Here is a 22550-nt window from a genome sequence, read left to right on the forward strand (position 1 = left end):
TCACAAGGAAGGAGAGTCCAAAAGGCTCTCTTTCTTGCGTTTAGGGAGGTTGTCATGCGCATGGCAACCTTTTTTTGTGCCTGGTTTCGGCCCGTTTTCAGGGACTTTTTATCCAGTTGCGTAAACCAACCCACAACGATTCCGGCAAGCAGAACAAGGAGAAAAACAAGAAAAAGGCGGGGATCGTCGAACTTCATCAAAAAAGGCCGCCCCTCCGAAAGGAAGGGCGGCCTCGCTATTGTGTCTTTTCAGACGATCAGTACTCCATCTTCGAGAGGCGGACGTAGCCGTTGTAACGCCACTTGGCGTTCTCCTCGGCTGCCTTGAACAACTCCTCGGCTTCGGCCGGGAAGGCCTTCTGCAACGACGTGTAACGTACCTCCTTCATCAGGAAGTCGCGGAACTTCGTCCAGTCGGGCTCCTTCGAATCCAGCACGAACGGATTCTTGCCCTGCTCCTCCAACTGCGGGTTGTAATGCCACAGGTGCCAGTATCCGCATGCTACGGCCTCCTTGCCCACGGTCTGCGTGCGCGTCATGCCGCCCTTGATACCGTGGTTGATACACGGTGCGTAGGCGATCACCAGCGACGGGCCCGGATAAGCCTCGGCCTCTTTCAGCACGTTGAACAGCTGCTGCTGCGAGCCGCCGATCGAAACCTGCGCCACATAGACATAACCGTAGGTCATGGCCATGGCGCCGAGGTCCTTCTTGCGGATGCGCTTGCCGCTCGATGCGAACTTCGCAACGGCGCCCACCGGCGTCGACTTCGACGACTGTCCGCCCGTGTTCGAGTAGACCTCCGTGTCGACCACCAGGATGTTCACGTCCTGACCCGATGCCAGCACGTGGTCCACGCCGCCGTAACCGATGTCGTAGCCCCAGCCGTCGCCGCCGATGATCCACTGCGACTTCTTCACGAGCCAATCCTTGTGTTCGAGGATCTTCTGGCAGTAGTCGCAGCCGCAAGCCTCCATCAGCGGGAGCAGGCGTGCCGTCACCTCGGCCGACTTCGACGACGAACCGCGGTTCTCGATCCACTCCTTCATCACGCCTTTCAGCTCATCGGAGCACTTCGTGCAGTTGGCGATCGCCTCCTCCATGGTCAGCTGGATCCGGTCGCGGAGCTTCTCGACGCCGAGGTGCATACCCAGACCGAACTCGGCGTTGTCCTCGAAGAGCGAGTTCGCCCACGCGGGACCGCGGCCTGCGGCATCCTTGCAATACGGGGTCGAGGGTGCCGAACCCGAGTAGATCGACGTACAACCCGTCGCGTTGGCCACCATCATCTTGTCACCGAACAGCTGCGAGAGGGCCTTGATGTAGGGCGTCTCGCCGCAACCGGCGCAGGCGCCCGAGAACTCGAAGAGCGGCTGTGCGAATTGCAGGTTCTTCACCGACTTGGTCTTGTCGACCACCGGTTTGTAACCGACGTGCTTGGTGATGTAGTCCCAGTTCTTCTGCTGCGGCATCTGCTCTTCCAGCGGACGCATGACGAGCGCCTTCTCCTTGGCGGGGCAGATGTCCACGCAGTTGCCGCAACCCGTACAGTCGAGCGGCGACACCTGGATGCGGAACTTGTACTCCTTGGTCTCACCGAGGCCCTGCTTCCACTCGGCGCCCGAAGCCGCAGCCTCGGCCTCCGTAGCCAGGAACGGACGGATGGCAGCGTGCGGGCAGACATAGGCGCACTGGTTGCACTGGATACAGTTGGCGATCTTCCACTCCGGCACGTTCACGGCGATACCGCGCTTCTCATAGGCGGCCGTACCGTTCTCCCACGTACCGTCCTCGCGGCCGTTGAAGGCCGAAACCGGCAGGTCATCGCCTTTCAGGCCGTTGATCGGCTCGACGATGCTGCGCACGAACTCCGGATAATCCGCATGCGACGGGGTCACGAAGCCCTTGTCCTCGATCTGGGCCCACTCGGCCGGGATCTCGACCTTCACGACCTCCTTGCCGCCGGCATCGACTGCCGCATAGTTCATGTTGACGATATCCTCACCCTTCTTTCCGTAGGATTTCAGGATGGCGTGCTTCATCTCATCGACGGCCTTCTCGAACGGAATGACGTTGGCGATCTTGAAGAAGGCCGACTGCATGATGGTGTTCGTGCGCGATCCGAGGCCGAGTTCGGCGGCGATCTTCGTGGCGTTGATGATGTAGAAGTTGATCCTGTTCTTGGCCATGTAAGCCTTCATGTGGTCGGGCAGCGTGGCGCAGGTCGTCTCGGCGTCATGCACCGAGTTGAGCAGGAACGAGCCGCCGGCTTTCAGGCCTTTGAGCACGTCGTACTTGTCGACATACGACGGAACGTGGCAGGCCACGAAGTCGGGCGTCGTCACCAGATAGGGCGACGTGATGGGCAGGTCGCCGAAGCGCAGGTGCGACGACGTGTAGCCGCCCGACTTCTTCGAGTCGTAGGAGAAGTAGGCCTGGCAGTACTTGTTCGTCGTGCCGCCGATGATCTTGATCGAGTTCTTGTTGGCACCCACCGTACCGTCGGCGCCCAGTCCGAAGAAGAGGGCCTCGAACGTGCCGGGCTTGGCCAGCGAGATCTCCTCGCCGACGGGCAGCGAACGGAACGTCACGTCGTCGACGATGCCGACGGTGAACTGGTTCTTGGGTTCGGCCATTTTCAGGTTCTCGAAGACGGCCAGCATCTGGGCCGGCGTGGTGTCCTTCGACGAGAGGCCGTAGCGGCCGCCGATGATCAGCGGCATCTCGCCGCACGGCAGCGCATGACGGTGCGTGGTGAAGGCCTCGACGACATCCATGTAGAGCGGATCGCCGTTGGCGCCGGGCTCCTTCGTGCGGTCGAGCACGCAGATGCGTTTCACGCTCGCGGGCAGCACCTCGAGGAGGTACTTCACGGCGAACGGGCGGTAGAGGTGCACGGTGATCACACCGACCTTCTCGCCCTGGGCGCGCAGGTAGTCGACCGTCTCCTTGATGGTCTCGGTGACGGAGCCCATGGCGATGATGATGTTCTCGGCATCCTCGGCGCCGTAGTAGACGAACGGCTTGTACTCGCGGCCGGTGATCTTCGAGATCTCCTTCATGGTGTCGGCCACCATGTCGGGCACGGCGTCATAGAACTTGTTGGCAGCCTCGCGCGTCTGGAAGTAGATGTCGGGGTTCTGCGCCGTACCGCGCGTCACGGGGTGTTCGGGGTTCAGCGCACGGGCGCGGAAGGCTTTCAGGGCGTCGCGGTCGAGCAGGGCCGTGAGCGACGCCTCGTCGATGAGCTCGATCTTCTGGATCTCGTGCGAGGTGCGGAAACCGTCGAAGAAGTGCAGGAACGGCACGCGGGCTTTCAGCGCCACGATGTGAGCGACGCCGGCCAGGTCCATCACCTCCTGTACGGACGAGGTGGCGAGCATGGCGAAGCCGGTCTGGCGTGCGGCCATCACGTCCTGATGGTCGCCGAAGATCGACAGCGACTGTGCGGCCAGCGCGCGGGCCGAAACATGGAAGACGCCCGGGAGCAGCTCGCCCGAGATCTTGTACATGTTGGGGATCATCAGCAGCAGACCCTGCGAGGCGGTGAACGTCGAGGTCAGGGCGCCGCTCTGCAACGATCCGTGTACGGCGCCTGCGGCACCGGCCTCGGACTGCATTTCGACGACCTTCACGGTCTCACCGAAGATGTTCTTCCGTCCCTGGGCGGCCCACTCGTCCACGAGTTCGGCCATCGTCGACGACGGCGTGATGGGATAAATGGCTGCAACCTCCGAGAACATGTATGCCACATGAGCCGCAGCGTAGTTACCATCACAGGTGATAAATTTCTTTTCTGCCATTTCAGTTAAGATTTTAGATGATATGTGTGTTCGTGTTTTCTCTTCCATGCGGGCCCGATCGGACGGGCGTTGCAAAGATACGAATTTCGGACGAAAAACGAAGCCTATTTTTGTTCAAAAACATGTAAAATTTTGTCGATTCCGGTGTGAATCGAATAACAGCAGACTGTTATTCCAGTAACACCGAACGGACGGGAAATCACCGGGTTGCAAAACTGGTTAACCAATAGCGCATTAGCCGGAGAGGAGGTCCCGATTCCGCCGGACGGCGACCGGAGACACGCCGCCGGGAGACGGCGGATGGCCCGGCGGTGAGCGGGTTGACGGACCCGTGCTTTTTTCGTATCTTTGCCCGCATGATTCCCTATACGCGAAAAATTCTGTCCAACGGACTCGTCGTCGCGGTCAACCGCGACCGGGCTTCGAAACTCGCCGCCGTGAACCTCCTCTACCGGGTCGGAGCGCGCAACGAGAACCCCGCACGCACGGGGTTCGCCCATCTGTTCGAACACCTCATGTTCCGCGGAACGCGCACCGTTCCGAACTTCGACCTCCCGGTGCAGATGGCCTCGGGCGACAACAACGCCTTCACGAACAACGACTACACGGATTTCTACATCACCCTCCCGAAGGACAACCTCGAAACGGCGCTGTGGCTCGAAAGCGACCGCATGGAGGGGCTCGACATCACGCCCGAAAAGCTCGAAACCGAGAAGCGCGTGGTGATCGAGGAGTTCCGCCAGCGCTACCTCAACCAGCCCTACGGCGACCAGACGATGCTGCTGCGGGCGCTGGCCTACCGCACCCACCCCTACCGCTGGGCTACGATCGGGCTGACGCCCGACCACATCGCCCGGGCGACGCTGGCCGACGTCGAAGCCTTCTACCGACGCTATTACCACCCGTCGAACGCCATACTCTCGATCTCGGCCGACCTCGACGAGGAGCGGATGCTCGACCTGGCCGAAAAGTGGTTCGGGGGACTCGCCGACACCCCGACGCCCGCGGCGCCCATCCCGCAGGAGCCGCCCCAGACGGAGGCGCGGCGCGAGGAGGTCGAACGCGACGTCCCGGCAACGACCGTCTCGGTGGCCTACCACATGTGCGCCCGCACGGAGCCCGATTTCCAGACGGCCGACCTGATCTCGGACCTGCTGGCGGGCGGCGATTCGGGGCGTCTCTACACCCACCTGGTCAAGGAGCGCAACCTGCTGTCGAGCGTCAACGCCTACGTCTCGGGCGACGTCGATCCGGGGTTGTTCGTCTTCACGGGGCAGCTGCTCCCCGGCACGACGCCCGAAGCGGCCGAAGCGGCCTTCCGCGAGGAGATCGAGGCCCTGCAACGCGACGCCGCCACGGAGTATGAGATCGAAAAGGTCAAGAACAAGTTCGAAGCCAACACGCTCTTCGGCGAACTGAACGTCATGAACAAGGCCATGAACCTCGGCTTCTACGAAATGCTGGGCGACCCGGGGCTCATCAACCGCGAGGTCGACCTCTACCGGGCGGTCACGCCCGACGCGATCCGCTCGTTCTGCGGCCGCATCCTGCGCCCCGAAAACAGTTCCACGCTCATCTACCGCGCAAAAAAATGACACCTCCCCGCATCACCCCTTCGGAAATCGACGTCCGGCAGGCCGAAAAACGGATCCTCCGCAACGGCGTCGCCCTCTACACGCTCCCGTCTTCGGATTTCGAGGTGCTGCGCATCTCGTTCGTCTTCCGTGCCGGCTCGGCCGTGCAGACGGCGCCCTTCTCGGCCTCGGCAGCCGCGAATCTGCTGGCCGAAGGCTCCGACCGCCGGAGCGCCCAACAGATCGCCGAACAACTCGACTACTACGGCTCGTGGTACGACGTGAACATCGACCGCGACTACGCCTACATCAACTTCGCCACGCTCTCGAAATTCTTCGACCGAACGCTCGACGTCGCCGCGGAGATCCTGCTCCGCCCGGCCTTCCCCGAGACGGAGCTGCGGACCTACGCCGCCAAACGCAAACAGCGGCTGGCCATCGACCGCACGAAGGTCGACGTCCAGGCCCGCGAAGCCTTTGCCCGGGCCCTCTTCGGCCCCCGGCACCCCTACGGCATCTCGTCCGACGAAAGCCTCTACGACTCGCTGACACGAGAGGATGTCGCGTCCTTCTACCGACGGTTCTACACCGCCGAAAACTGCTTCGTGGTGTGCAGCGGACGCATCGGCGCGCATGAATTGCAGGCCGTCGGGACGCTTGCGGAGCAGCTTCCCCACGGTTCCTCCGAAGCCGTCACCGCATTCCCGCCCCCCGAAACCGTCCACGAGGCGTTCGTTCCACACCCCGGGGCCGTGCAGTCGGCATTGCGGTTGGGACGCCTGCTCTTCCCGCGCCAGCACCCCGACTTCGTGGGGATGCAGGTCGTGGCCACGGCACTCGGCGGCTACTTCGGGTCGCGGCTGATGCAGAACCTCCGCGAACGCAACGGATTCACCTACGGCGTGGTGGCCGCCATGGTCAACTTCGAACGCGCGGGCTACTTCGCAGTGGCCACGCAGGTCGGCACCGACGTCACGCAGGCCGCCTTGCAGGAGATCTACCGCGAGATCGAACGCCTGCGCACGGAGCCGATGCCCGCCGAAGAGTTGGAATTGGTAAAGAATATGATGTCGGGCGAGATGATGCGCGTGTTGGACGGGCCGTTCGGCATCGCCGACGTAACGATCGAGAACATCCTCTGCGGCTTCGACAACTCGGTCATCGGCGAGAACCTGCGACGCATCCGGCAGATGACGCCCGCCGACGTGCAGCGCCTGGCCCGGAAATACCTGGCGCGCGAAGATCTCGTAACAGTCACCGCCGGTTTACCCCTTTAAGAAAGGGGTTTTAGGGGCGATGGAGCAAGCGCAGGGTTTCCGATCCGGTTCAGCGCCCCCTTTAAGAAAGGGGGTTTTCGTGGGCGATGGAGCGAGTGGAGTGTTTCCGATCCGGTTCAGCGCCCCCCTTTAAGAAAGGGGTTTTCGTGGGCGATGGAGCGAGTGGAGTGTTTCCGATCCGGTTCAGCGCCCCCTTTAAGAAAGGGGTTTTCGTGGGCGATGGAGCGAGTGGAGTGTTTCCGATCCGGTTCAGCGCCCCCTTTAAGAAAGGGGTTTTAGGGGCGATGGAGCAAGCGCAGGGTTTCCGATCCGGTTCCGCGCCTTGACGGTCGAAGCACGGAACCGAATCCGGACCTTTCGACATACCATCGCCCCTAAAACGGGCTTTTTAAGCCCGCGACCCAGCGGGTCAGTTCGACGAACTCCGCAACCGAAAGCGTCTCGGCCCGCCGCGTGAAGAAGGGATGCTCCTCACCGCCGAAATCCCCGAAGACCGCCTTCAACGAATTGCGCAGCATCTTGCGCCGCTGTCCGAACGAAGCCTTCACCACCTTGATGAACAGCGCTTCGTCGCACGCCAGCTGCCGCGTGGCATTCCGCCGCAGGCGGATCACGGCGCTCTTGACCTTCGGGGGCGGGTTGAAGACCGTCTCGTTCACCGTGAAGAGATACTCGATGTCGTACCACGCCTGCAACAGCACCGACAGGATGCCGTACTCCTTCGATCCGGGCGGCTCGGCAATCCGCAGGGCCACCTCCCGCTGGATCATCCCCACGCATTCGGGGACAAGGTCGCGGTTTTCCAGCACCTTGAAGAAGATTTGCGACGAGATGTTGTAGGGGAAATTACCGATGATGCGCACCCCCTCGGGGAAGCGTTCCCGCAAATCCAGTTTCAGAAAATCGCCCTCGATCAGCCGGGGCGTGAACTCCGGGTAGTGGGCATGGAGGTATTCGACGCTCTCGGCGTCGATCTCGGCTCCCCAGGTCACCATGTCGCCGCGCCGCAGCAGGAACTGCGTCAGCACACCCATCCCGCACCCCACCTCCAGAACCTCCGCAGGCGCCGCGTCCGTACCGCCCGAGAGGGCGTCGGCAATCTTGCGCGCGATATTCAGGTCGGTCAGGAAGTGTTGCCCCAGGGCTTTTTTGGCTCGAACTTCCGTCATCTCTTCGGGCGGCGTCCGCGTTTTTTCTTCTCACTGCGTTCCCGGGCGCGCTTCTCGACGGCCAGGCGCCGCTGCGTGAGGCGGAACGTCCAGAGCAGTCCCACGAATCCGATCCCCAACAACAGCACCCAGAACCAGACGGCAATGCCGCGCTCCATGAATTCCAGTGCATAGATGATTCCGGCGATGGCCAGCACCATGCCGACCAGACGCACCACCTGCATGAAACTGATTTTCATAATCACTTCTCCTTTTCAGCGGTTTTACGGATACGATGGTGCAAAGCTCCGAAGGTCATCGCCCCCGAAGCCAACGCCAGCAACAAAGGTAGATACCACAGGTTCTGCCCTTCGGCTACGGATACCCGCCAGCCCGAAATCACGGCTGCAAAAAAGAATACCACGGCCAAAACGGCCATCACACGATCAATCGTACGCATCGTCACGGAATTTTATGTTTGTCCACCTCGTCGAGATGCCTGCGTTTCTTTTTGTGGAATTCGTTGTAGACCATTCCGGCAGCCGCGGACACGAACATAATGCCGATGATGAAATCAATGACATGCACACAATTGGAGTGTGTAACCTTCCAATAGACATTAAGCCCGAGCCACACCAACGTCAACACCAAAAAAATTACAGCAAGGGTAAAAGTCTTTTTGTTCATAGGCGCAGATGTTTAGGTTATTCTATTCAGCACCCGGATTCCCTCGGGATTCCGGTCCGGGTGTCGACCCGGCATTCTCTCCCGTTCAGCTCTCCCGTTCAGCTCTCCCGTTCGGCTCTCCGGCTTGTCCCCGGTCCCGGTTCGCCTTCTTCGGCCCCTCGGTTCGCCCCCTCCGGTTCTTCGGCCCCTCGGTTCGCCCCCTTCGGTCCCATCGGTTCGTTCCCCTCGCCCCCGGCTCGTCCCCTTCGTCTCTTCGGCCCCGGTTCGCCTTCTTCGGCCCCTCGGTTCGACCCCTTCGGTCCCATCGGTTCGTTCCTTCCTTCGGCCCCTCTCGGAGGCCCCGGGTCAGTTACCCTGCTCGCAGATGAACTTGATGCGGACCAAACGGATCTCCTCCTCGGTATAGTCGGCGCCCAGCTCCTCGATGGCGGCATCGAGCGAGTCGCTCTCGGCATCCTCCTTGAAATAGAGGTAGATGTCCTCGATCTTGTCCTCGTCCATGAACTCCTTCAAGTAGTAGGAGATGTCGAGTTTCGTGCCGGCATTGACGATGGCTTCGATCTCGGTCAGCAACTCGTCGAAATCGAGGTCCTTGGCACGCGCAATGTCCTCGAAATCCATCTTGCGGTCGATGGACTGGATGATGAAGATCTTGTTGCCGGACTTGCTCGCGACACCCTTGACGACCATGTCCTGCGGACGGATGATCTCCTTCTCCTCGACATAGGCCTTGATGAGCTTGATGAACTCCTCGCCGAACTTGCGGGCCTTTCCGACACCCACGCCCGTAATGTTCTGCATCTCCTCGATCGTCACGGGATACTGCATGGCCATATCTTCGAGCGAGGGGTCCTGGAAGATCACGAACGGCGGCAGGCCATGCTGCTTGGCGACCTTCTTGCGGAGATCCTTGAGCATGGCGAAGAGCTCCTCGTCGGCCGCTCCGCCCTTGCCCATCGGCGCCACGGCCTCGGCCTCCTTCTCCTCCTCGTCGTAGTCGTGGTCGAGGGTCACCGTCACCGGATAGGGCATCGAGATGTAGTTTTCGCCCTTCTTGTTGATCGAGATCAGGCCGTAGTTCTCGATGTTCTTGTCGATCAGTCCGAGGATCAGCCCCTGCCGCAGCACGGCGCCCCAGAAGCGGGCATCGTGCTCGGCGCCGGCGCCGAACCATTTCGAAGTGTTGTGTCCGTAGCTCTTGATGAGCGCCGTATTCTTGCCCACAAGGACGTTGATCAGGTAGTCGGCCTTGAACTTGTCGCCGATGTCGCGCAGGGCTTCGAGGGCCATCTTCAACGCCGCACGGGCATCGACCTTCGGTTTGGGATTGCGGCAGTTGTCGCAGTTTCCGCAGTTGTCCTCGCCATATTCCTCGCCGAAATAGTGCAGCAGCGTCTTGCGGCGGCACATCGAACTCTCGGCATAGGAGACCGTCTCCTGCAAGAGCAGTTTCCCGATCTCCTGTTCGGCGACGGGTTTGCCCTGCATGAACTTTTCGAGTTTCTGAATATCCTTGTAGCTGTAAAAGGCCAGGCAGTAGCCCTCGCCGCCGTCACGTCCGGCGCGTCCTGTCTCCTGGTAGTATCCTTCGAGCGACTTCGGGATGTCGTAGTGGATCACGTAACGCACGTCGGGCTTGTCGATGCCCATGCCGAAGGCGATCGTGGCGACAATCACCTCGACGCGCTCCATGAGGAAGTCGTCCTGATTGGCAGCGCGCGTCGCGGCATCCATGCCCGCATGGTAGGCCTTGGCACGGATTCCGTTGGCGATGAGCAGTTCGGTGAGCTCCTCGACCTTCTTGCGGCTCAAACAGTAGACGATCCCGCTCTTGCCCTCGTTCTGCTTGATGAAGCGGATGATGTCGTGGTCGACGTTGTGCTTCGGGCGGATCTCGTAGTAAAGGTTCGGGCGGTTGAACGACGACTTGAAGACCGCGGCATCGGACATGCCGAGGTTCTTCTGGATGTCCATCTGCACCTTGGGTGTGGCCGTAGCCGTAAGGGCGATCAGCGGAGCCTGGCCGATTTCGTTGATGATCGGGCGGATGCGCCGATACTCGGGACGGAAGTCGTGTCCCCACTCGGAGATGCAGTGCGCCTCGTCGATGGCATAGAACGACACATTTATTTTACGCAGGAAGGAGACGTTGTCCTCCTTGGTGAGCGACTCGGGAGCGAAATAGAGCAGTTTGGTCTTTCCGTCGAGCACATCCTGACGGACCTGCGCCACGGCGGTTTTGTTGAGCGACGAGTTCAGGAAATGCGCGATGCCCGATTCGGCCGAGAAGGTGCGCATGGCGTCGACCTGGTTCTTCATCAGGGCGATGAGCGGCGAAATGACGATCGCCACACCGTCCATCAGGAGCGCAGGCAACTGATAGCACAGGGATTTTCCGCCGCCGGTAGGCATCAGCACGAAAGTATCCTTGCCTTCCAGCACATTGCGGATCACCGCCTCCTGATTCCCTTTGAATGACGAAAAACCGAAATACTCTTTCAGCTTGCCATGCAGCAGGGATGAATCGAACTGTTTCATTTCGCCGTCTGTCTGCTTAAAAATAAAATTCAATGTAAAGATAAAAAACTTTTCGGAAAAAAGCATAACTTTGTGAAAATTTATATTCGGATCGCCATGCGCCTTTACACCAGCGAGCTCGTCAAGAAATACAAGTCCCGGACGGTCGTCGACCACGTCTCGATCGACGTGAACCAGGGGGAGATCGTCGGTCTGCTCGGCCCCAACGGAGCCGGCAAAACCACGACCTTCTACATGATCGTCGGACTGATCAAGCCCAACGAAGGGCGCATCTTCCTGGAAAACGACCAGCACGAAGTCAGCGAACTGACCGACCTGCCGGTCTACCGCCGGGCCCAGCTGGGCGTGGGCTACCTGGCCCAGGAGGCATCGGTATTCCGCCGCCTCTCGGTCGAGGACAACATCCGCGCGGTGCTGGAAATGACCGACTACTCGAAAGAGTATCAGGCCGAGCGCGTCGAGGCGCTGATCGAGGAATTCCGCCTGCAAAAGGTACGCAAGAGCTTCGGCATCCAGCTCTCGGGCGGCGAGCGCCGCCGCACGGAGATCGCCCGCGCCGTGGCCATCAACCCGGCCTTCATCCTGCTGGACGAACCCTTCGCCGGCGTGGACCCCATCGCCGTGGAGGATATCCAGTCGATCGTCGCGACGCTCAAATACAAGAACATCGGCGTGATCATCACCGACCACAACGTCGACGAAACGCTCGCCATCACGGACCGTACCTACCTGCTCTACGAAGGCAAGATCCTCAAAACCGGTACGGCCGAAGAGCTGGCCGCCGACCCGATGGTGCGCAAGGTCTACCTCGGACAGCATTTCGAACTGAAAAAGAGCCACCAGCTGACCCAGGAGATGAAGAACCGCAAAGCGGCCGAAGCCGCCCGGCAACACGCCGCGGAGGAGGATCGAAAGTAGGTTAGGTCAAACACGATATGGACAAAACGGTTCCGTTGGGCCGCGTCAAAGGCACGCTGACGCCGCCCTGTTCGAAGAGTTATGCACAGCGTGCCCTGGCAGCAGCCCTGCTCACGGAAGAGCCCGTGGTGCTGCGCAATCTGGAATTCTGCGACGATACCCGTTCGGCGATGCGCTGCATCGAGACCCTCGGTGCGACGATCGAACAGGTGGATCCCACAACCTTGTCGATCAAGGGGGGCCTACACCCCCGCGGCAACCGTCTCGACGTGGGTGAATCGGGACTCTCGACCCGGCTGTTCACCCCCATTGCGGCACTCTGCCCGACACCCGTGACGATCGTCGGACGCGGCACGCTGCTCTCGCGCCCGATGAGGATGATGCTCGACCCGTTGCGGCAGCTGGGCGTCACGGTACGCGACAACGGCGGGTTCCTGCCCATCGAGGTGTGCGGCCCGATGCGCGGCGGCGAGGTCGAGGTCGACGGGTCGGTCTCGTCGCAGTTCATCACGGGGCTGCTGCTGGCACTCCCGCGCGCCGGGCACGACACGACGCTGCACGTGCACGATGCCGTCTCGACCCCCTATCTGGACATGACCCTCGATACGGCGCAGCGTTTCGGCATCGAGATCTGCCAGCGCGACTACGAGGAGTTCTACATCCCGGGCAACCAGCGCTACGGCACGACCTATTTCAGCATCGAAGGCGATTGGAGCGCCGCAGCGATGCTGCTGGTGGCGGGTGCCACGGCCGGGGAGATCACCGTCCGCAACGTCTCGATGCTCTCGAAACAGGCCGACACGGCGATCTGCACGGCCCTCGTGCGGGCCGGGGCCGCCGTCATCAACGAAACGGACTCGGTGACCGCGGTCCACCGTCCGCTGCACGCCTTCGAATTCGACGCCACGAACTGCCCCGACCTCTTCCCGGCGCTCGCGGCGCTCGCGGCGGCGGCCGAAGGGGTGAGCGTCATCCGGGGGACGTCGCGCCTGGAATACAAGGAGTGCAACCGCGCGGAGGCGATCTGCGAGGAGTACGGCAAGCTGGGCATCGAGGTCGACCTCTCGGAGGAGGACGTGATGAAGATCCGCGGCGGTGCGATCCACGGGGCCCGGACCCGGAGCCACGGCGACCACCGCATGGCGATGTCGCTGGCCGTCGCGGCGCTGCGTTCGGACGGCGCGGTGACGATCGAGGGGGCCGAGAGCGTCGCCAAGAGCTACCCGCGGTTCTTCGAGGATCTGGAACACGTCCGGGAATAAAACAAGGAACCTGCCATGAATCAATACGGAAACAACTTCCGGCTCGCCATCTGGGGCGAGTCGCACGGGCCGCAGGTCGGCATCACGATGGACGGCATCCCGGCCGGGATTCCGCTCGCGGAGGCCGATTTCGAGGCCGATCTGGCGCGGCGGCGCGGCGGCGCCGCAGGTACGACCCCGCGCCGGGAGCCGGACCTTCCGACGATCGTCTCGGGGCTCTGCAACGGCCATACGACCGGAGCTCCGCTGACCGTTCTGTTCACCAACACGAACACCCGCTCGCAGGACTACGCCAATGTCGTGCAGCACTTCCGCCCGTCGCACGCCGACTGGGTGGCCAACCGGAAATTCGACGGATACAACGACCCGCGCGGCGGCGGGCACTTCTCGGCACGGCTGACCGTGGCGCTGGTCGCCGCAGGGGTCGTGGCCAAGAAACTACTCCCGGAGGGGGTCCGTTTCTCGACCCGTCTGACAGAGGTCGGCGGGTGCACGGACCCGGAGCGCTTCGACGAGGTGGTGCGCGCCGCAGCGGCCGACCTCGACTCGGTGGGCGGCGTGGTCGAATGCCGTGTCTCGGGGGTTCCGGCGGGGATTGGCGCGCCCTTCTTCGACTCGGCCGAGAGCTGCATCGCCCACCTGCTCTTCTCGGTTCCGGCGGTCAAGGGGGTGGAGTTCGGAAGCGGCTTCGCCGGGAGCCGCCTGCGGGGTTCGGAGAACAACGACCCGATCATCGACCGCAACGGCACGACGGCGACGAACCATGCCGGAGGGATCAACGGCGGCATCACGAACGGCAACGAGGTGGTGGTGCGCGCGGCATTGAAGCCCACGCCGAGCATCGCCCGTGCGCAGGAGACCTACAACTTCACGACCGACCGGATCGAGGCGTTGGAGATCCGCGGACGCCACGACGCCTGTGTGGCACTGCGGGGTGCGGTGGTCGTCGAGGCCGCCGTGGCCATCGCTCTGGCCGACCTGCTGAACCGATAACCGCCTTCGGACACGATGCAACCGATTTCCGAACCGAAATACGACCCGGCGGGAACGCCGGCCGGACCGACGACGCGCCGCCAAGCCGTCGATGCGCTCGCCGAGCGCCTTACGGGGTTGTACGACGCGCGCGAAGCCCGCAACATCGCCCGCCTGCTGGTGAGCGAACGGGCCGGGATCCCGTTTTCGGCGCTGCTGACCGACCCGGAGGCGGAGTTGCGGATCGAAGGGATGGAGGAGGATATCGCCCGGTTGGATCGGGGTGTCCCGGTGCAGTATGTGATCGGATCGGCCGAGTTTTACGGCCGCCGGTTCACGGTGCGCGAGGGGGTGTTGATCCCGCGTCCCGAGACCGAGGAGCTGGTCGACCGGATCGTACGCAGCGAACGCAGGGGTCCGGGAGCGACGGTCGGCGAGGCCCCGGGAGCCATCCGCATCCTGGACGTGGGGACCGGGAGCGGCTGCATCGCGGCGACACTGGCGCTGGAAATTCCCGGAGCGGAGCTCTTCGCCGCGGAGATTGCGGAGGAGGCTCTGGACGTGGCGGAGGAGAATTTCCGGCGGCTGGGAGCCCGCGTGACGCTCCGGCGGGCCGATGCCCTCACGGATCTGGCCGGGCAATTTCCCGAAACGTTCGACGTCATCGTCTCGAACCCGCCCTATGTCCCGGCCAGCGACCGGAAGGCGATGCACCCGAACGTCCGCGACCACGAACCGGCCGTGGCACTGTTCGTCCCGGACGACGACCCCCTGTGCTTCTACCGCGCCATCGCACGCGCCGGGCGGCGGATGCTGCGGCCCGGCGGGCGGCTCTGGTTCGAGATCTACGAACACGCGGCGGAGGCGATGTGCGAAATGCTCGCCGGGGAGGGCTACACCGACACGGAAGTATACCGGGACCTGTTCGACAAAATGCGGATGACATGCAGCCGACGAAAATAGAGATGAATGCACGCACCCCGCGTGAAAAACGTGCCAAAACGCCCGAGCAGGCCCTTGCGGCGCTGATGCGGCTGTGCGCCCGGGCCGAGAAGTCGGAGGGCGACGCCCGGCGGCTGATGCGCGGCTGGGGGCTCACGGAACAGGATGCCGAAGGGGTGCTGGCGCGGCTCGTGCGCGAACGCTTCATCGACGATGCCCGCTATGCCGGGGCGTTCGTGCGCGAAAAGCTGCGGTTGAGCGGCTGGGGCGAGTACAAGATCCGCATGGCGCTCCAACGCAAGGGCATCCGGCGCGAGACGATCGACGCGGCCCTTGCGCAGGCCGACCGTTCGGGCATGGGCGAGCGACTCGCACAGCAACTTGCCCGCAAACTGCGAACGGTGAAGTCCGCAACCCCCTACGAATTGAAAACCAAACTCGTCCGATACGGGCTTTCGCTCGGATACGACTACGAGACCGTGCTGGAAACGGTCTCGGGACTGGTTAAAGATACGGATTCATGCGACGAATTCTGACCCTTCTTCTGCTGGCCGCGGTCTGTAAGGATGCCCGTGCCCAGCGGCTCGATCCCGACGACTACGTCTACCCCATCCGCCAGGAGTCACGGCTCTGCTCGGCCAACTTCGGCGAACTGCGCCCCGGACACTTCCACGCCGGCGTGGACATCAAGACCGACGGCGTGGAGGGCAAACCGCTGGTGGCGGTGGCCGACGGCTATGTTTCGCGGCTGTCGGTCGCGGCGGGCGGCTACGGACGCGCCATCTACCTCACGCTGCGCAACGGCACGACGGCCGTCTACGGCCACCTGCAACGCTTCCGCGACGACATCGAGGAGCACGTCCGCAAGGAACGCCTTGCCCGCCGCTCGAACAGCGTCAACCTCTGGTTCGAACCCGGCGTCTGGCCCGTGAAGCAGGGCGACGTGATCGGCTACTCGGGCAACAGCGGCTCGTCGGGCGGCCCGCACCTCCACTTCGAGATCCGCGACACCCCGACGCAACGGCTTCACAACCTCGTCCGCGAAGGGGTCATCCGCCCCGAGGACAACCTCCCGCCCCGCATCATGCGGGTGCACTACGTCGAGATCGACACACTCGACGGGGTTCCGGTGCGGAGCACGCCGGAAAGCTATGCCGTGGTGCGCGAATCCGAAGGGCACTACCGCCTGACGCGCAGCGAGCCCGTCGAGGTTGGACGCAAGGGCTATTTCATCGCCGAGGTCACGGACCGCCGCAACGGCGTCTACAACACCTTCGGGGTGTGGCGCGTGACGGCCAGCATCGACGGCCGCCCCTACTTCGAATACCGCATGGACGGCTTTACGCACGATCTGTCGCGTTGCTGCGACGCCGTGAGCTGCTACCCCTTGCAGATCGCCTCGCGCAACGAGGCGATCCGTCTGGCCCAGCTGGCCGGATCGCCCGACACGTTCTATCCGGTGATGGAGGAGCGCGGGCTGGTCCGTACCGAAGCAGGCGAGAAGCGTCTCCTGCGGATCGAGGCCGAGGATGACAGCGGCAACCGCTCGTCGCTGGAATTCCCGATAGCGGGTCGCGCCGAAAGCTTCCGGGCCGTACCCGACCCGACGGCCACAGCCCTCTTCCCGGGTGAAAATACCGTAGTCGGCGTGGGCCCCGAAGCCCGGATCCGCATCCAGCCGGGATCGCTTTACGAGCCGCTCTTCGTGCGGCCCGAGCGTCTCGACATGCCGCAGGGCAGCCCGGGCGTCGTCGTGCTCTCCCCCGCCTACCGGTTCCTCGAAGCCACGACCCCGCTACGGGAGCCGGCCCTCGTGACGATCCGCGCACAGGTCCCGCGGCAGCTGCGGCTGCGCACCGTACTGGCCGGACGCAGCCGGAAAGGCGGACTCTACCACGTGGGCGGAACCTACTCCAACGGAGCCGTGACGGCCGTCACGCGCACGACGGGCGACCTGGTGGTGGTTGCCGACACGCTGGCGCCGACGATCCGCCCGCTCTTCACCGAAGGGGAGGATCTGACGAAAACCGCGACCTTGCGTTTCCACGTCGGGGATAATTTCTCGGGGATTACGACCTGGACGCTCCGCATCGACGGGGAGTGGGTTCCGTGCGACCGCTTCCCGATGAAGGGGACGCTGGTCCATACCTTCGGCACACCGGCCACGCGCCGCCGGCATACGGCCGAACTCACGGTCCGCGACGGATGCGGGAATGCGGCCCGCTACACGGGGACCTTCGTCCGGTAACGGCTCCCGCCGGAACAAGGGAGGGGCATCCGCCGGTGCGAAGAGAGAGAAGGACGGGAATCGATCCAGCGGCCGGCGCCCGTTGCCACGGGAAAAAGCCCCCAATGCCATCGACAGGCCGTCCGGACAAGAACAAACGGACACACAAAAAACAAGAGGTTGAATCATCAGATTCAACCTCTTTGGTAGAGAAACACCTAAATCTATCGACCAAATTTATCAAAGATTTCAATTTTATTATATACGCCTATAAATCATTTAACAAAATATCAAAAGTCAATATTTTGACACCTACAAAATAACAACGAAATATCATTTAAACCACACTTCCACGCATACAGACCATTGACAATCAATCAACTACCACATAAGCCCCCTTTTATCAATTGGGTGATAGCGGTAGGTGTATTAAACGCCATGCAGTTTGTTGAATATTGCGTTCTGCACTTTAAAAAAATATTTCTCTACTATGCTTGACTTTTCTACCTTTCCTGCTATTTATTTATAAAAATGAAAATTATGGAAAACAAGAAAAGAATTTACAGAGAATTGTCCGATGAGACGAAAGCTAAAATCAGCAATTCAAGTAAGGGTAAGCCCAAGAGTGTATCACACAAAATTCATATCAGCCAAGCAATGTACGACTATTGGAAAACAATCCCGCACAAGCCCAAAGAAGAACATACGACGATGAACGATTTAATCGGGGCTGAGGATAATGATTAATCATTTATCAAGGTTGAGTTTTGGGTTTTATAAGGAGTTAACATCTAAAAATAAAGAGATAAATATGATATAGATTTGATTAGTTTGGATAAAATAAAAATAGTTTCTTCAATTGACTATATAAAAATTATAGATAAAAATAGATTCGATATTCATTATAAAGAAAATGATATAGTTAGCTATAAATTTACACAGCTGCAACCTTTCTTATTATACGTTGAGGCTAATATTAAGAATCAAGAATTGATTATTGAATTTACAGGAAAGATTCTTAGAGATAATTATCCTTCATTGATTAACCAAAGTAATATTAAAAATTGCTTGTTATTTATTAATGAAATAGGATTCTGTTTTTTAGATGTAGAAGATATTTTGATTAATGGAGAGGTTGTAAAGGTCGATGTTACACAAGATGTTCCGTATCCCGATTGTGGCGAATTGACTAAAATGATTCAGGCAAATATTTCCAATTTCCGTAAGTATTTGCCCAGAATCATTAACGGGAACTTCACGATAGAAAAGAATGTGATAACCAAGAGCCATAAGTGTCGTCTAACGATTTATGATAAAAGTAAGGAGATTAGACGTGCTGAAAATAAGCTATTCTTATCTCAGTTGTCGGACAAGCAAAAACTTCTGAATTATTTTGAAGGTAAAGTCCGATTTGAAATGAATCTGAATAGTAAAGAGCAAATTAGAAAGGCCTTACACATTACAGACTTATCATTCGATTCTGTATTGAGTGCAAATGTCAATCCTATTTGGGAGTTCCTTGATCAGATTCTTGTTGATGCAGATTCAACAGACATTACTGCAAAGTGTGATGATTTGAAAGAACTGTTGAGAGGGGCACTTCTTCAAGTCTGCGATTATGATATTAAGAAGGTAGAAGCACAACTACGTTTGCATAGCTCTCCCAATACCCATATTTCCCAAACCTTGAAGCCTTTTAGGGAGCTACTTAAAAAAATCAACAATACACCAACTCCTCCGCTCAAGCAAACACTTCAATCCCTCTTGTTGGAGATCATGATCTTCTTTGCTGTTGTGGCAATCTAATTTTGTATTAAAATAATCTTTTCAAACACATTTTGAGCTATTTAATAATGTAGCATTCTAATCTAAAAGATTATTTTACTTGTTTGGGGATAGTGATGAGCGTACCTTTTCGAATAATGCAGAGTTTATTTTTATAGGGCTTATTTGCTGAAAGCCCGTAGTTACGCAGGCTGCCATATGTAATCCCAATTTGTTCTTTATTGAATTTCTCAAAAATGGCAGCCAAGCTACCAAAATAATGATGGCTGTTATCACACAACAGTTCAACATGGACAACCGTCCGTTCTACTTTCTCCTTTTCCATATTATGCTGTTTTAAGCAAAGCTATAAAAATATGACAAATATTCAAAATAAATCACGTTTATATTTGCATATATGAAATATATGTCATATATTTGTGTTGTGAACGAAAGAGATAATGATGGCTACTGAAAGAAAATATCATATTAGTCGCAGTGGTTCGGGATGGGGCATATGGGACTGTACAGGCAGAAAGGTAAAGAGCTGTTACAGTCATTTCAATGCGGTTGAATGCCTTTATGAATTAATGGGTTGGGCATTCAATCCTTCCAAGTATCAGAAAAAATATTAATATAAGTGTAATAATAAATCTTACAAGTATGGCTCAGGTTATTTTACTCAATGACAACACGGTAGTACGCGCAAAGGTTATCGCAGTTCGCACCTCTTCAAGAATGGTGGATGGCATTTCAAAGGCAATTCTTGTTGAACAGTTGAAAAAGAAGCTGAGAAGTGGGCAGATTGTAAAGTTTGCCTATCTGAAAAAGGATGGAAGCATCAGAATCGCTTTTGGTACCACGAATCCAGACTTTATAGCAGATAAGGTTTGCGGTTGGGGCGTATCGCGTGAAGAGTCTGCGACAACGGCTTATTATGATTTGGAAAGCGGGGGTTGGAGATCATTCAGGTGGGAAAACTTGATAGCTGTGTATTAACCGCTATTTTGTTTTGCAATACCCCATACAGAGTGCTGTTTCGTATGTGAAAATAATTTTCTATCTTTGTGGTGCTGAGCAATCAGCGGACATATTTGATGAAAGTGTTTTCGCACTTATCCTAAGTAGGAAATGTGGTAGTTTCAAGACTGAAGGATAGACGAACAGCACTCATTCCTTGTGTAGTTTTGAGGTGGGCATATTCTATGTGTATACCCCATACTATTCAGGTGTGGGGTATTGCATCGTTTATTTCAGTCAAGGTCTTACCACAACCTCCTACTTGATAGACGAAACGGCTCCACACTTTCTTTTTATTTATAATCATCTCTTGGGGAGTCGGGGAGAATTTAAACTAACCAAACGGTTATGAAAAAACTTTTCTTTGCCCTTGTGGGTGTTGCCATGATGGCAAGCAGTGCTGTTGCACAGAACTTTGAAAAAAACATTTTTGGAGTTCGAGCAGGATTGAATGTGGCGAATATGTCCATGCAGGGACTGTCAGCTAATTCTCGGGCGGGCTTCCATGTGGCAGGTGTCTATCAGCGGTTGTTGATGGAATCGCAGCCGCTTTATTTGGAAACAGGCTTGCAAATCTCACAAAAGGGATTCAAGATGGAATTTTTGGGAGGGAAGCAGACTGTGAATCCTTTATATCTTGAAATTCCCGTGATGGTCAATTACAAATTCAATATCAAGGATGTCATTACGTTGTATCCCAGTGCCGGTTTCTACTATGCCTTTGGCGTTGCGGGCAAGGGTAAATATGAGTTTGAGGGTGTGGAGGAAAAGTCAGACTTGTATGGTAGCAATGGAAGTCTGAAACGTTCAGATTTTGGAATGCGGTTCAGTGCTACAGCTGAATGGAAACAATTTGTTTTTAGTCTTGGCTACGAATTTGGATTTGTTAATGTGGCTAAGATTGCGGATGGAGGGAATCCTGAGTCCAATGAAGATGCCCTCAGTAGCTGGGGTAAATTGAAGACGGGAAATTTCTTTCTTTCTGTGGGATATAATTTCTAATCGTTGCAAATGAAAAAGCTTTTGTTTGTTTTTGCTGCAATTGCACTTTTTGCGAGTTGCTCCAAAGATGAAGATAATAACAACGGTCTTCTTGTTGGTAAATGGGAGAAAGTTAAAACAGTGTGGTTGGACGGGAGTCATCCGGATGATGAGTATGCTCCTGGCGAATATGTTCTTGAGTTTACCGCAGATGGGCGAGTCTATGAGTATCAGTTTGGAGAAAAAAGTCCATATTCTACAAAATATTCTTATAATAGCAAGACGAGTGAGTTGACGCTAATGTTTGTGACATTCAAAGTTGATTTGTCTGCTGATGAGTTGATTATGCATGGTCAGAGCATTGATGTTACTCCTGCGCCTTATGCGGATTATTACAGGCGTATTGAATAGAGTTTAACCCAAACTTGTAGAGTTTGAATCCCGGCTTCAAGGTCGGGATTTTTTATTGCAGGAAAGGTAAATTATGATAAAGATATTGCATATATTGTATAGATGTAATATATTTGTATTGAATAAGGATTGATAAATGATGGAAACAAGAGTAGTAATATATGCAAGGGTTTCAACTGCTGGACAGGACTATGAGCGCCAGCTATCAGAGTTAAGGGAGTATGCATCACGAATGGGATATGAGGTTGTTAAAAAGTTTTCAGAAAAGGTTAGCGGAGCAAAGAAGATTGCAGAGCGAGAGGCTTTGGCAGACCTGCTCAAATATGTAGAGGAGAATAAGATTGATAAGGTGCTGATCTATGAGTGCAGCCGTTTATCTCGTCGAGCTGTTGATTTTTTGCAGGTTGTAGAGTATTTGACTGAGCACGGGATTAGTGTATATATTCATCAGAATGGGTTAGAGACACTCTTGCCTAATGGCGGTCCCAATCCCATAGCCAACTTGGTATTGGGAATTTTAGCGCAGTTTAACAGTATGGAACGCAATCTTATCCGGTCTCGCATGGAAAGCGGGTATCATCATTATAGGCAGAATGGTGGTAGAGTGGGTAGGAAGGTTGGCTACCGCAAAAGTGAGGATGAATTGCGCGCACAATACGGTAAGGAAATTCAGTTGTTGAGGAAGGGGCTATCCTTGCGCAATGTCGCTGCTATTACAGGGACCAGCACAGGTACTCTCCAAAAGATTAAGAAAATTATTTAAAATATTAAATATAAATTTGGTTTTTAAAAATATTATCTATATGTTTATTCAAATCTCTCTTTGAAATTGCTTAATCAATAAAAAAATAAAATTATATGTAATAAAAAATATTGCACACTTTGCTTATTGCATAATGGTCAAAGCTTCCCATGGCGAAAGTAAAAGTCCTGCAAGAATGACGCAGGAGCCGAAAGCGAATAACCACAGTTCTCTGTGGATAGAATTTTAGATTATTCATGTTTGAAAAAGAGGACTTAGATGAAT

At 57.0% G+C, this 22550-nt stretch carries 22 protein-coding genes; 14 read left to right on the forward strand and 8 right to left on the reverse strand.

Annotation, left to right across the window (positions count from 1 at the left end; translation table 11 throughout):
* Both B5G16_RS12785 and nifJ read right to left on the reverse strand, forming a co-directional pair.
* The coding region (locus B5G16_RS12785; RefSeq protein ID WP_204228087.1) for a hypothetical protein at window positions 1-197 on the reverse strand (197 nt) is incomplete at its 3' end.
* A 59-nt stretch (window positions 198-256) separates the two neighbouring features.
* Window positions 257-3802, reverse strand: coding sequence for a pyruvate:ferredoxin (flavodoxin) oxidoreductase (nifJ, locus tag B5G16_RS10835; RefSeq protein WP_087263761.1), 3546 nt, complete (start codon window positions 3800-3802; stop codon window positions 257-259).
* A 356-nt stretch (window positions 3803-4158) separates the two neighbouring features.
* Between nifJ and B5G16_RS10840 the strand changes: the two genes are divergently transcribed.
* Window positions 4159-5397, forward strand: a complete 1239-nt coding sequence (locus tag B5G16_RS10840; RefSeq protein ID WP_087263762.1) for a M16 family metallopeptidase — start codon at window positions 4159-4161, stop codon at window positions 5395-5397.
* Entirely contained in the window at window positions 5394-6653 is a 1260-nt protein-coding gene (locus tag B5G16_RS10845; protein ID WP_087263763.1) for a M16 family metallopeptidase, read from the forward strand. Before B5G16_RS10840 ends, B5G16_RS10845 begins: the two co-directional genes overlap by 4 nt.
* Window positions 6654-7027: 374 nt before the next feature.
* On the opposite strand, the gene rsmA is transcribed toward B5G16_RS10845, so the two are convergent.
* The 5 genes from rsmA to recQ form a co-directional block, all read right to left on the reverse strand.
* Entirely contained in the window at window positions 7028-7822 is a 795-nt protein-coding gene (rsmA, locus tag B5G16_RS10855) for a 16S rRNA (adenine(1518)-N(6)/adenine(1519)-N(6))-dimethyltransferase RsmA (protein ID WP_087263765.1), read from the reverse strand.
* Window positions 7819-8061 (reverse strand): hypothetical protein, encoded by a 243-nt coding sequence (locus B5G16_RS10860; protein ID WP_087263766.1) that lies wholly within the window; start codon window positions 8059-8061, stop codon window positions 7819-7821. The genes rsmA and B5G16_RS10860 overlap by 4 nt, the downstream gene beginning before the upstream one ends.
* A 2-nt stretch (window positions 8062-8063) precedes the next feature.
* Window positions 8064-8261, reverse strand: a complete 198-nt coding sequence (locus tag B5G16_RS10865) for a hypothetical protein (RefSeq protein ID WP_087263767.1) — start codon at window positions 8259-8261, stop codon at window positions 8064-8066.
* 2 nt (window positions 8262-8263) lie between these two features.
* Window positions 8264-8488: a hypothetical protein gene (locus tag B5G16_RS10870; RefSeq protein WP_087263768.1), complete on the reverse strand. Its 225-nt coding sequence runs from the start codon at window positions 8486-8488 to the stop codon at window positions 8264-8266.
* A 345-nt stretch (window positions 8489-8833) separates the two neighbouring features.
* Window positions 8834-11026: a DNA helicase RecQ gene (gene recQ / locus B5G16_RS10875; protein WP_087263802.1), complete on the reverse strand. Its 2193-nt coding sequence runs from the start codon at window positions 11024-11026 to the stop codon at window positions 8834-8836.
* A gap of 96 nt (window positions 11027-11122) precedes the next feature.
* On the opposite strand from recQ, the gene lptB reads away from it, so the two are divergent.
* From lptB to B5G16_RS10915, 8 genes are all read left to right on the forward strand, one after another.
* Complete coding sequence (gene lptB / locus B5G16_RS10880) at window positions 11123-11944, forward strand: LPS export ABC transporter ATP-binding protein (RefSeq protein ID WP_087263769.1); 822 nt, start codon at window positions 11123-11125, stop codon at window positions 11942-11944.
* 17 nt (window positions 11945-11961) lie between these two features.
* Window positions 11962-13206, forward strand: a complete 1245-nt coding sequence (aroA, locus tag B5G16_RS10885) for a 3-phosphoshikimate 1-carboxyvinyltransferase (RefSeq protein WP_087263770.1) — start codon at window positions 11962-11964, stop codon at window positions 13204-13206.
* A 15-nt stretch (window positions 13207-13221) separates the two neighbouring features.
* Window positions 13222-14199: a chorismate synthase gene (locus B5G16_RS10890; protein ID WP_087263771.1), complete on the forward strand. Its 978-nt coding sequence runs from the start codon at window positions 13222-13224 to the stop codon at window positions 14197-14199.
* 15 nt (window positions 14200-14214) lie between these two features.
* A complete protein-coding gene (gene prmC, locus B5G16_RS10895; protein WP_087263772.1) occupies window positions 14215-15141 on the forward strand; it encodes a peptide chain release factor N(5)-glutamine methyltransferase in 927 nt (308 codons plus the stop codon).
* Window positions 15123-15656 carry a regulatory protein RecX gene (locus B5G16_RS10900; RefSeq protein ID WP_087263773.1) on the forward strand — a complete coding sequence of 178 codons (534 nt, stop codon included), beginning with the start codon at window positions 15123-15125 and terminating at the stop codon, window positions 15654-15656. Before prmC ends, B5G16_RS10900 begins: the two co-directional genes overlap by 19 nt.
* Window positions 15641-17368 carry a M23 family metallopeptidase gene (locus B5G16_RS10905; protein WP_087263774.1) on the forward strand — a complete coding sequence of 576 codons (1728 nt, stop codon included), beginning with the start codon at window positions 15641-15643 and terminating at the stop codon, window positions 17366-17368. Before B5G16_RS10900 ends, B5G16_RS10905 begins: the two co-directional genes overlap by 16 nt.
* A gap of 519 nt (window positions 17369-17887) precedes the next feature.
* The gene (locus B5G16_RS10910) at window positions 17888-18094 is read left to right on the forward strand and encodes an NUMOD3 domain-containing DNA-binding protein (protein WP_087263775.1); all 207 of its coding nucleotides are present in this window, start codon (window positions 17888-17890) and stop codon (window positions 18092-18094) included.
* A gap of 75 nt (window positions 18095-18169) precedes the next feature.
* On the forward strand, window positions 18170-19153 hold the full coding sequence (locus tag B5G16_RS10915; protein ID WP_087263776.1) for a phage/plasmid replication domain-containing protein: 984 nt from the start codon (window positions 18170-18172) through the stop codon (window positions 19151-19153).
* Window positions 19154-19223: 70 nt separating this feature from the next.
* On the opposite strand, the gene B5G16_RS10920 is transcribed toward B5G16_RS10915, so the two are convergent.
* Entirely contained in the window at window positions 19224-19457 is a 234-nt protein-coding gene (locus B5G16_RS10920; RefSeq protein WP_087263777.1) for a hypothetical protein, read from the reverse strand.
* A 317-nt stretch (window positions 19458-19774) separates the two neighbouring features.
* Between B5G16_RS10920 and B5G16_RS10925 the strand changes: the two genes are divergently transcribed.
* From B5G16_RS10925 to B5G16_RS10940, 4 genes are all read left to right on the forward strand, one after another.
* Complete coding sequence (locus B5G16_RS10925) at window positions 19775-20110, forward strand: SH3 beta-barrel fold-containing protein (protein WP_087263778.1); 336 nt, start codon at window positions 19775-19777, stop codon at window positions 20108-20110.
* 369 nt (window positions 20111-20479) lie between these two features.
* A complete protein-coding gene (locus tag B5G16_RS10930) occupies window positions 20480-21133 on the forward strand; it encodes a porin family protein (protein ID WP_087263779.1) in 654 nt (217 codons plus the stop codon).
* Between the two features lie 9 nt (window positions 21134-21142).
* The gene (locus B5G16_RS10935; protein WP_143260875.1) at window positions 21143-21523 is read left to right on the forward strand and encodes a hypothetical protein; all 381 of its coding nucleotides are present in this window, start codon (window positions 21143-21145) and stop codon (window positions 21521-21523) included.
* A gap of 136 nt (window positions 21524-21659) precedes the next feature.
* Complete coding sequence (locus tag B5G16_RS10940; protein ID WP_239406087.1) at window positions 21660-22286, forward strand: recombinase family protein; 627 nt, start codon at window positions 21660-21662, stop codon at window positions 22284-22286.
* Window positions 22287-22550 lie beyond the last annotated feature (264 nt).

Source organism: Alistipes sp. An66 (assembly GCF_002161445.1).
GTDB classification, from domain to species: domain Bacteria; phylum Bacteroidota; class Bacteroidia; order Bacteroidales; family Rikenellaceae; genus Alistipes; species Alistipes cottocaccae.

Bases quoted from the DNA above. Each gene is read 5' to 3' on its own strand.
- prmC (WP_087263772.1), top strand. From the start codon at position 14,215: ATGCAACCGATTTCCGAACCGAAATACGACCCGGCGGGAACGCCGGCC.
- B5G16_RS10870 (WP_087263768.1), bottom strand. From the start codon at position 8,488: ATGAACAAAAAGACTTTTACCCTTGCTGTAATTTTTTTGGTGTTGACG.
- recQ (WP_087263802.1), bottom strand. From the start codon at position 11,026: ATGAAACAGTTCGATTCATCCCTGCTGCATGGCAAGCTGAAAGAGTAT.
- B5G16_RS10935 (WP_143260875.1), top strand. From the start codon at position 21,143: ATGAAAAAGCTTTTGTTTGTTTTTGCTGCAATTGCACTTTTTGCGAGT.
- lptB (WP_087263769.1), top strand. From the start codon at position 11,123: ATGCGCCTTTACACCAGCGAGCTCGTCAAGAAATACAAGTCCCGGACG.
- B5G16_RS10905 (WP_087263774.1), top strand. From the start codon at position 15,641: ATGCGACGAATTCTGACCCTTCTTCTGCTGGCCGCGGTCTGTAAGGAT.
- B5G16_RS10940 (WP_239406087.1), top strand. From the start codon at position 21,660: ATGATGGAAACAAGAGTAGTAATATATGCAAGGGTTTCAACTGCTGGA.
- nifJ (WP_087263761.1), bottom strand. From the start codon at position 3,802: ATGGCAGAAAAGAAATTTATCACCTGTGATGGTAACTACGCTGCGGCT.
- B5G16_RS10860 (WP_087263766.1), bottom strand. From the start codon at position 8,061: ATGAAAATCAGTTTCATGCAGGTGGTGCGTCTGGTCGGCATGGTGCTG.
- B5G16_RS10865 (WP_087263767.1), bottom strand. From the start codon at position 8,261: ATGCGTACGATTGATCGTGTGATGGCCGTTTTGGCCGTGGTATTCTTT.
- aroA (WP_087263770.1), top strand. From the start codon at position 11,962: ATGGACAAAACGGTTCCGTTGGGCCGCGTCAAAGGCACGCTGACGCCG.
- B5G16_RS10845 (WP_087263763.1), top strand. From the start codon at position 5,394: ATGACACCTCCCCGCATCACCCCTTCGGAAATCGACGTCCGGCAGGCC.
- B5G16_RS10925 (WP_087263778.1), top strand. From the start codon at position 19,775: ATGGCTCAGGTTATTTTACTCAATGACAACACGGTAGTACGCGCAAAG.
- B5G16_RS10900 (WP_087263773.1), top strand. From the start codon at position 15,123: ATGCAGCCGACGAAAATAGAGATGAATGCACGCACCCCGCGTGAAAAA.
- B5G16_RS10890 (WP_087263771.1), top strand. From the start codon at position 13,222: ATGAATCAATACGGAAACAACTTCCGGCTCGCCATCTGGGGCGAGTCG.
- B5G16_RS10910 (WP_087263775.1), top strand. From the start codon at position 17,888: ATGGAAAACAAGAAAAGAATTTACAGAGAATTGTCCGATGAGACGAAA.
- rsmA (WP_087263765.1), bottom strand. From the start codon at position 7,822: ATGACGGAAGTTCGAGCCAAAAAAGCCCTGGGGCAACACTTCCTGACC.
- B5G16_RS10920 (WP_087263777.1), bottom strand. From the start codon at position 19,457: ATGGAAAAGGAGAAAGTAGAACGGACGGTTGTCCATGTTGAACTGTTG.
- B5G16_RS10840 (WP_087263762.1), top strand. From the start codon at position 4,159: ATGATTCCCTATACGCGAAAAATTCTGTCCAACGGACTCGTCGTCGCG.
- B5G16_RS10930 (WP_087263779.1), top strand. From the start codon at position 20,480: ATGAAAAAACTTTTCTTTGCCCTTGTGGGTGTTGCCATGATGGCAAGC.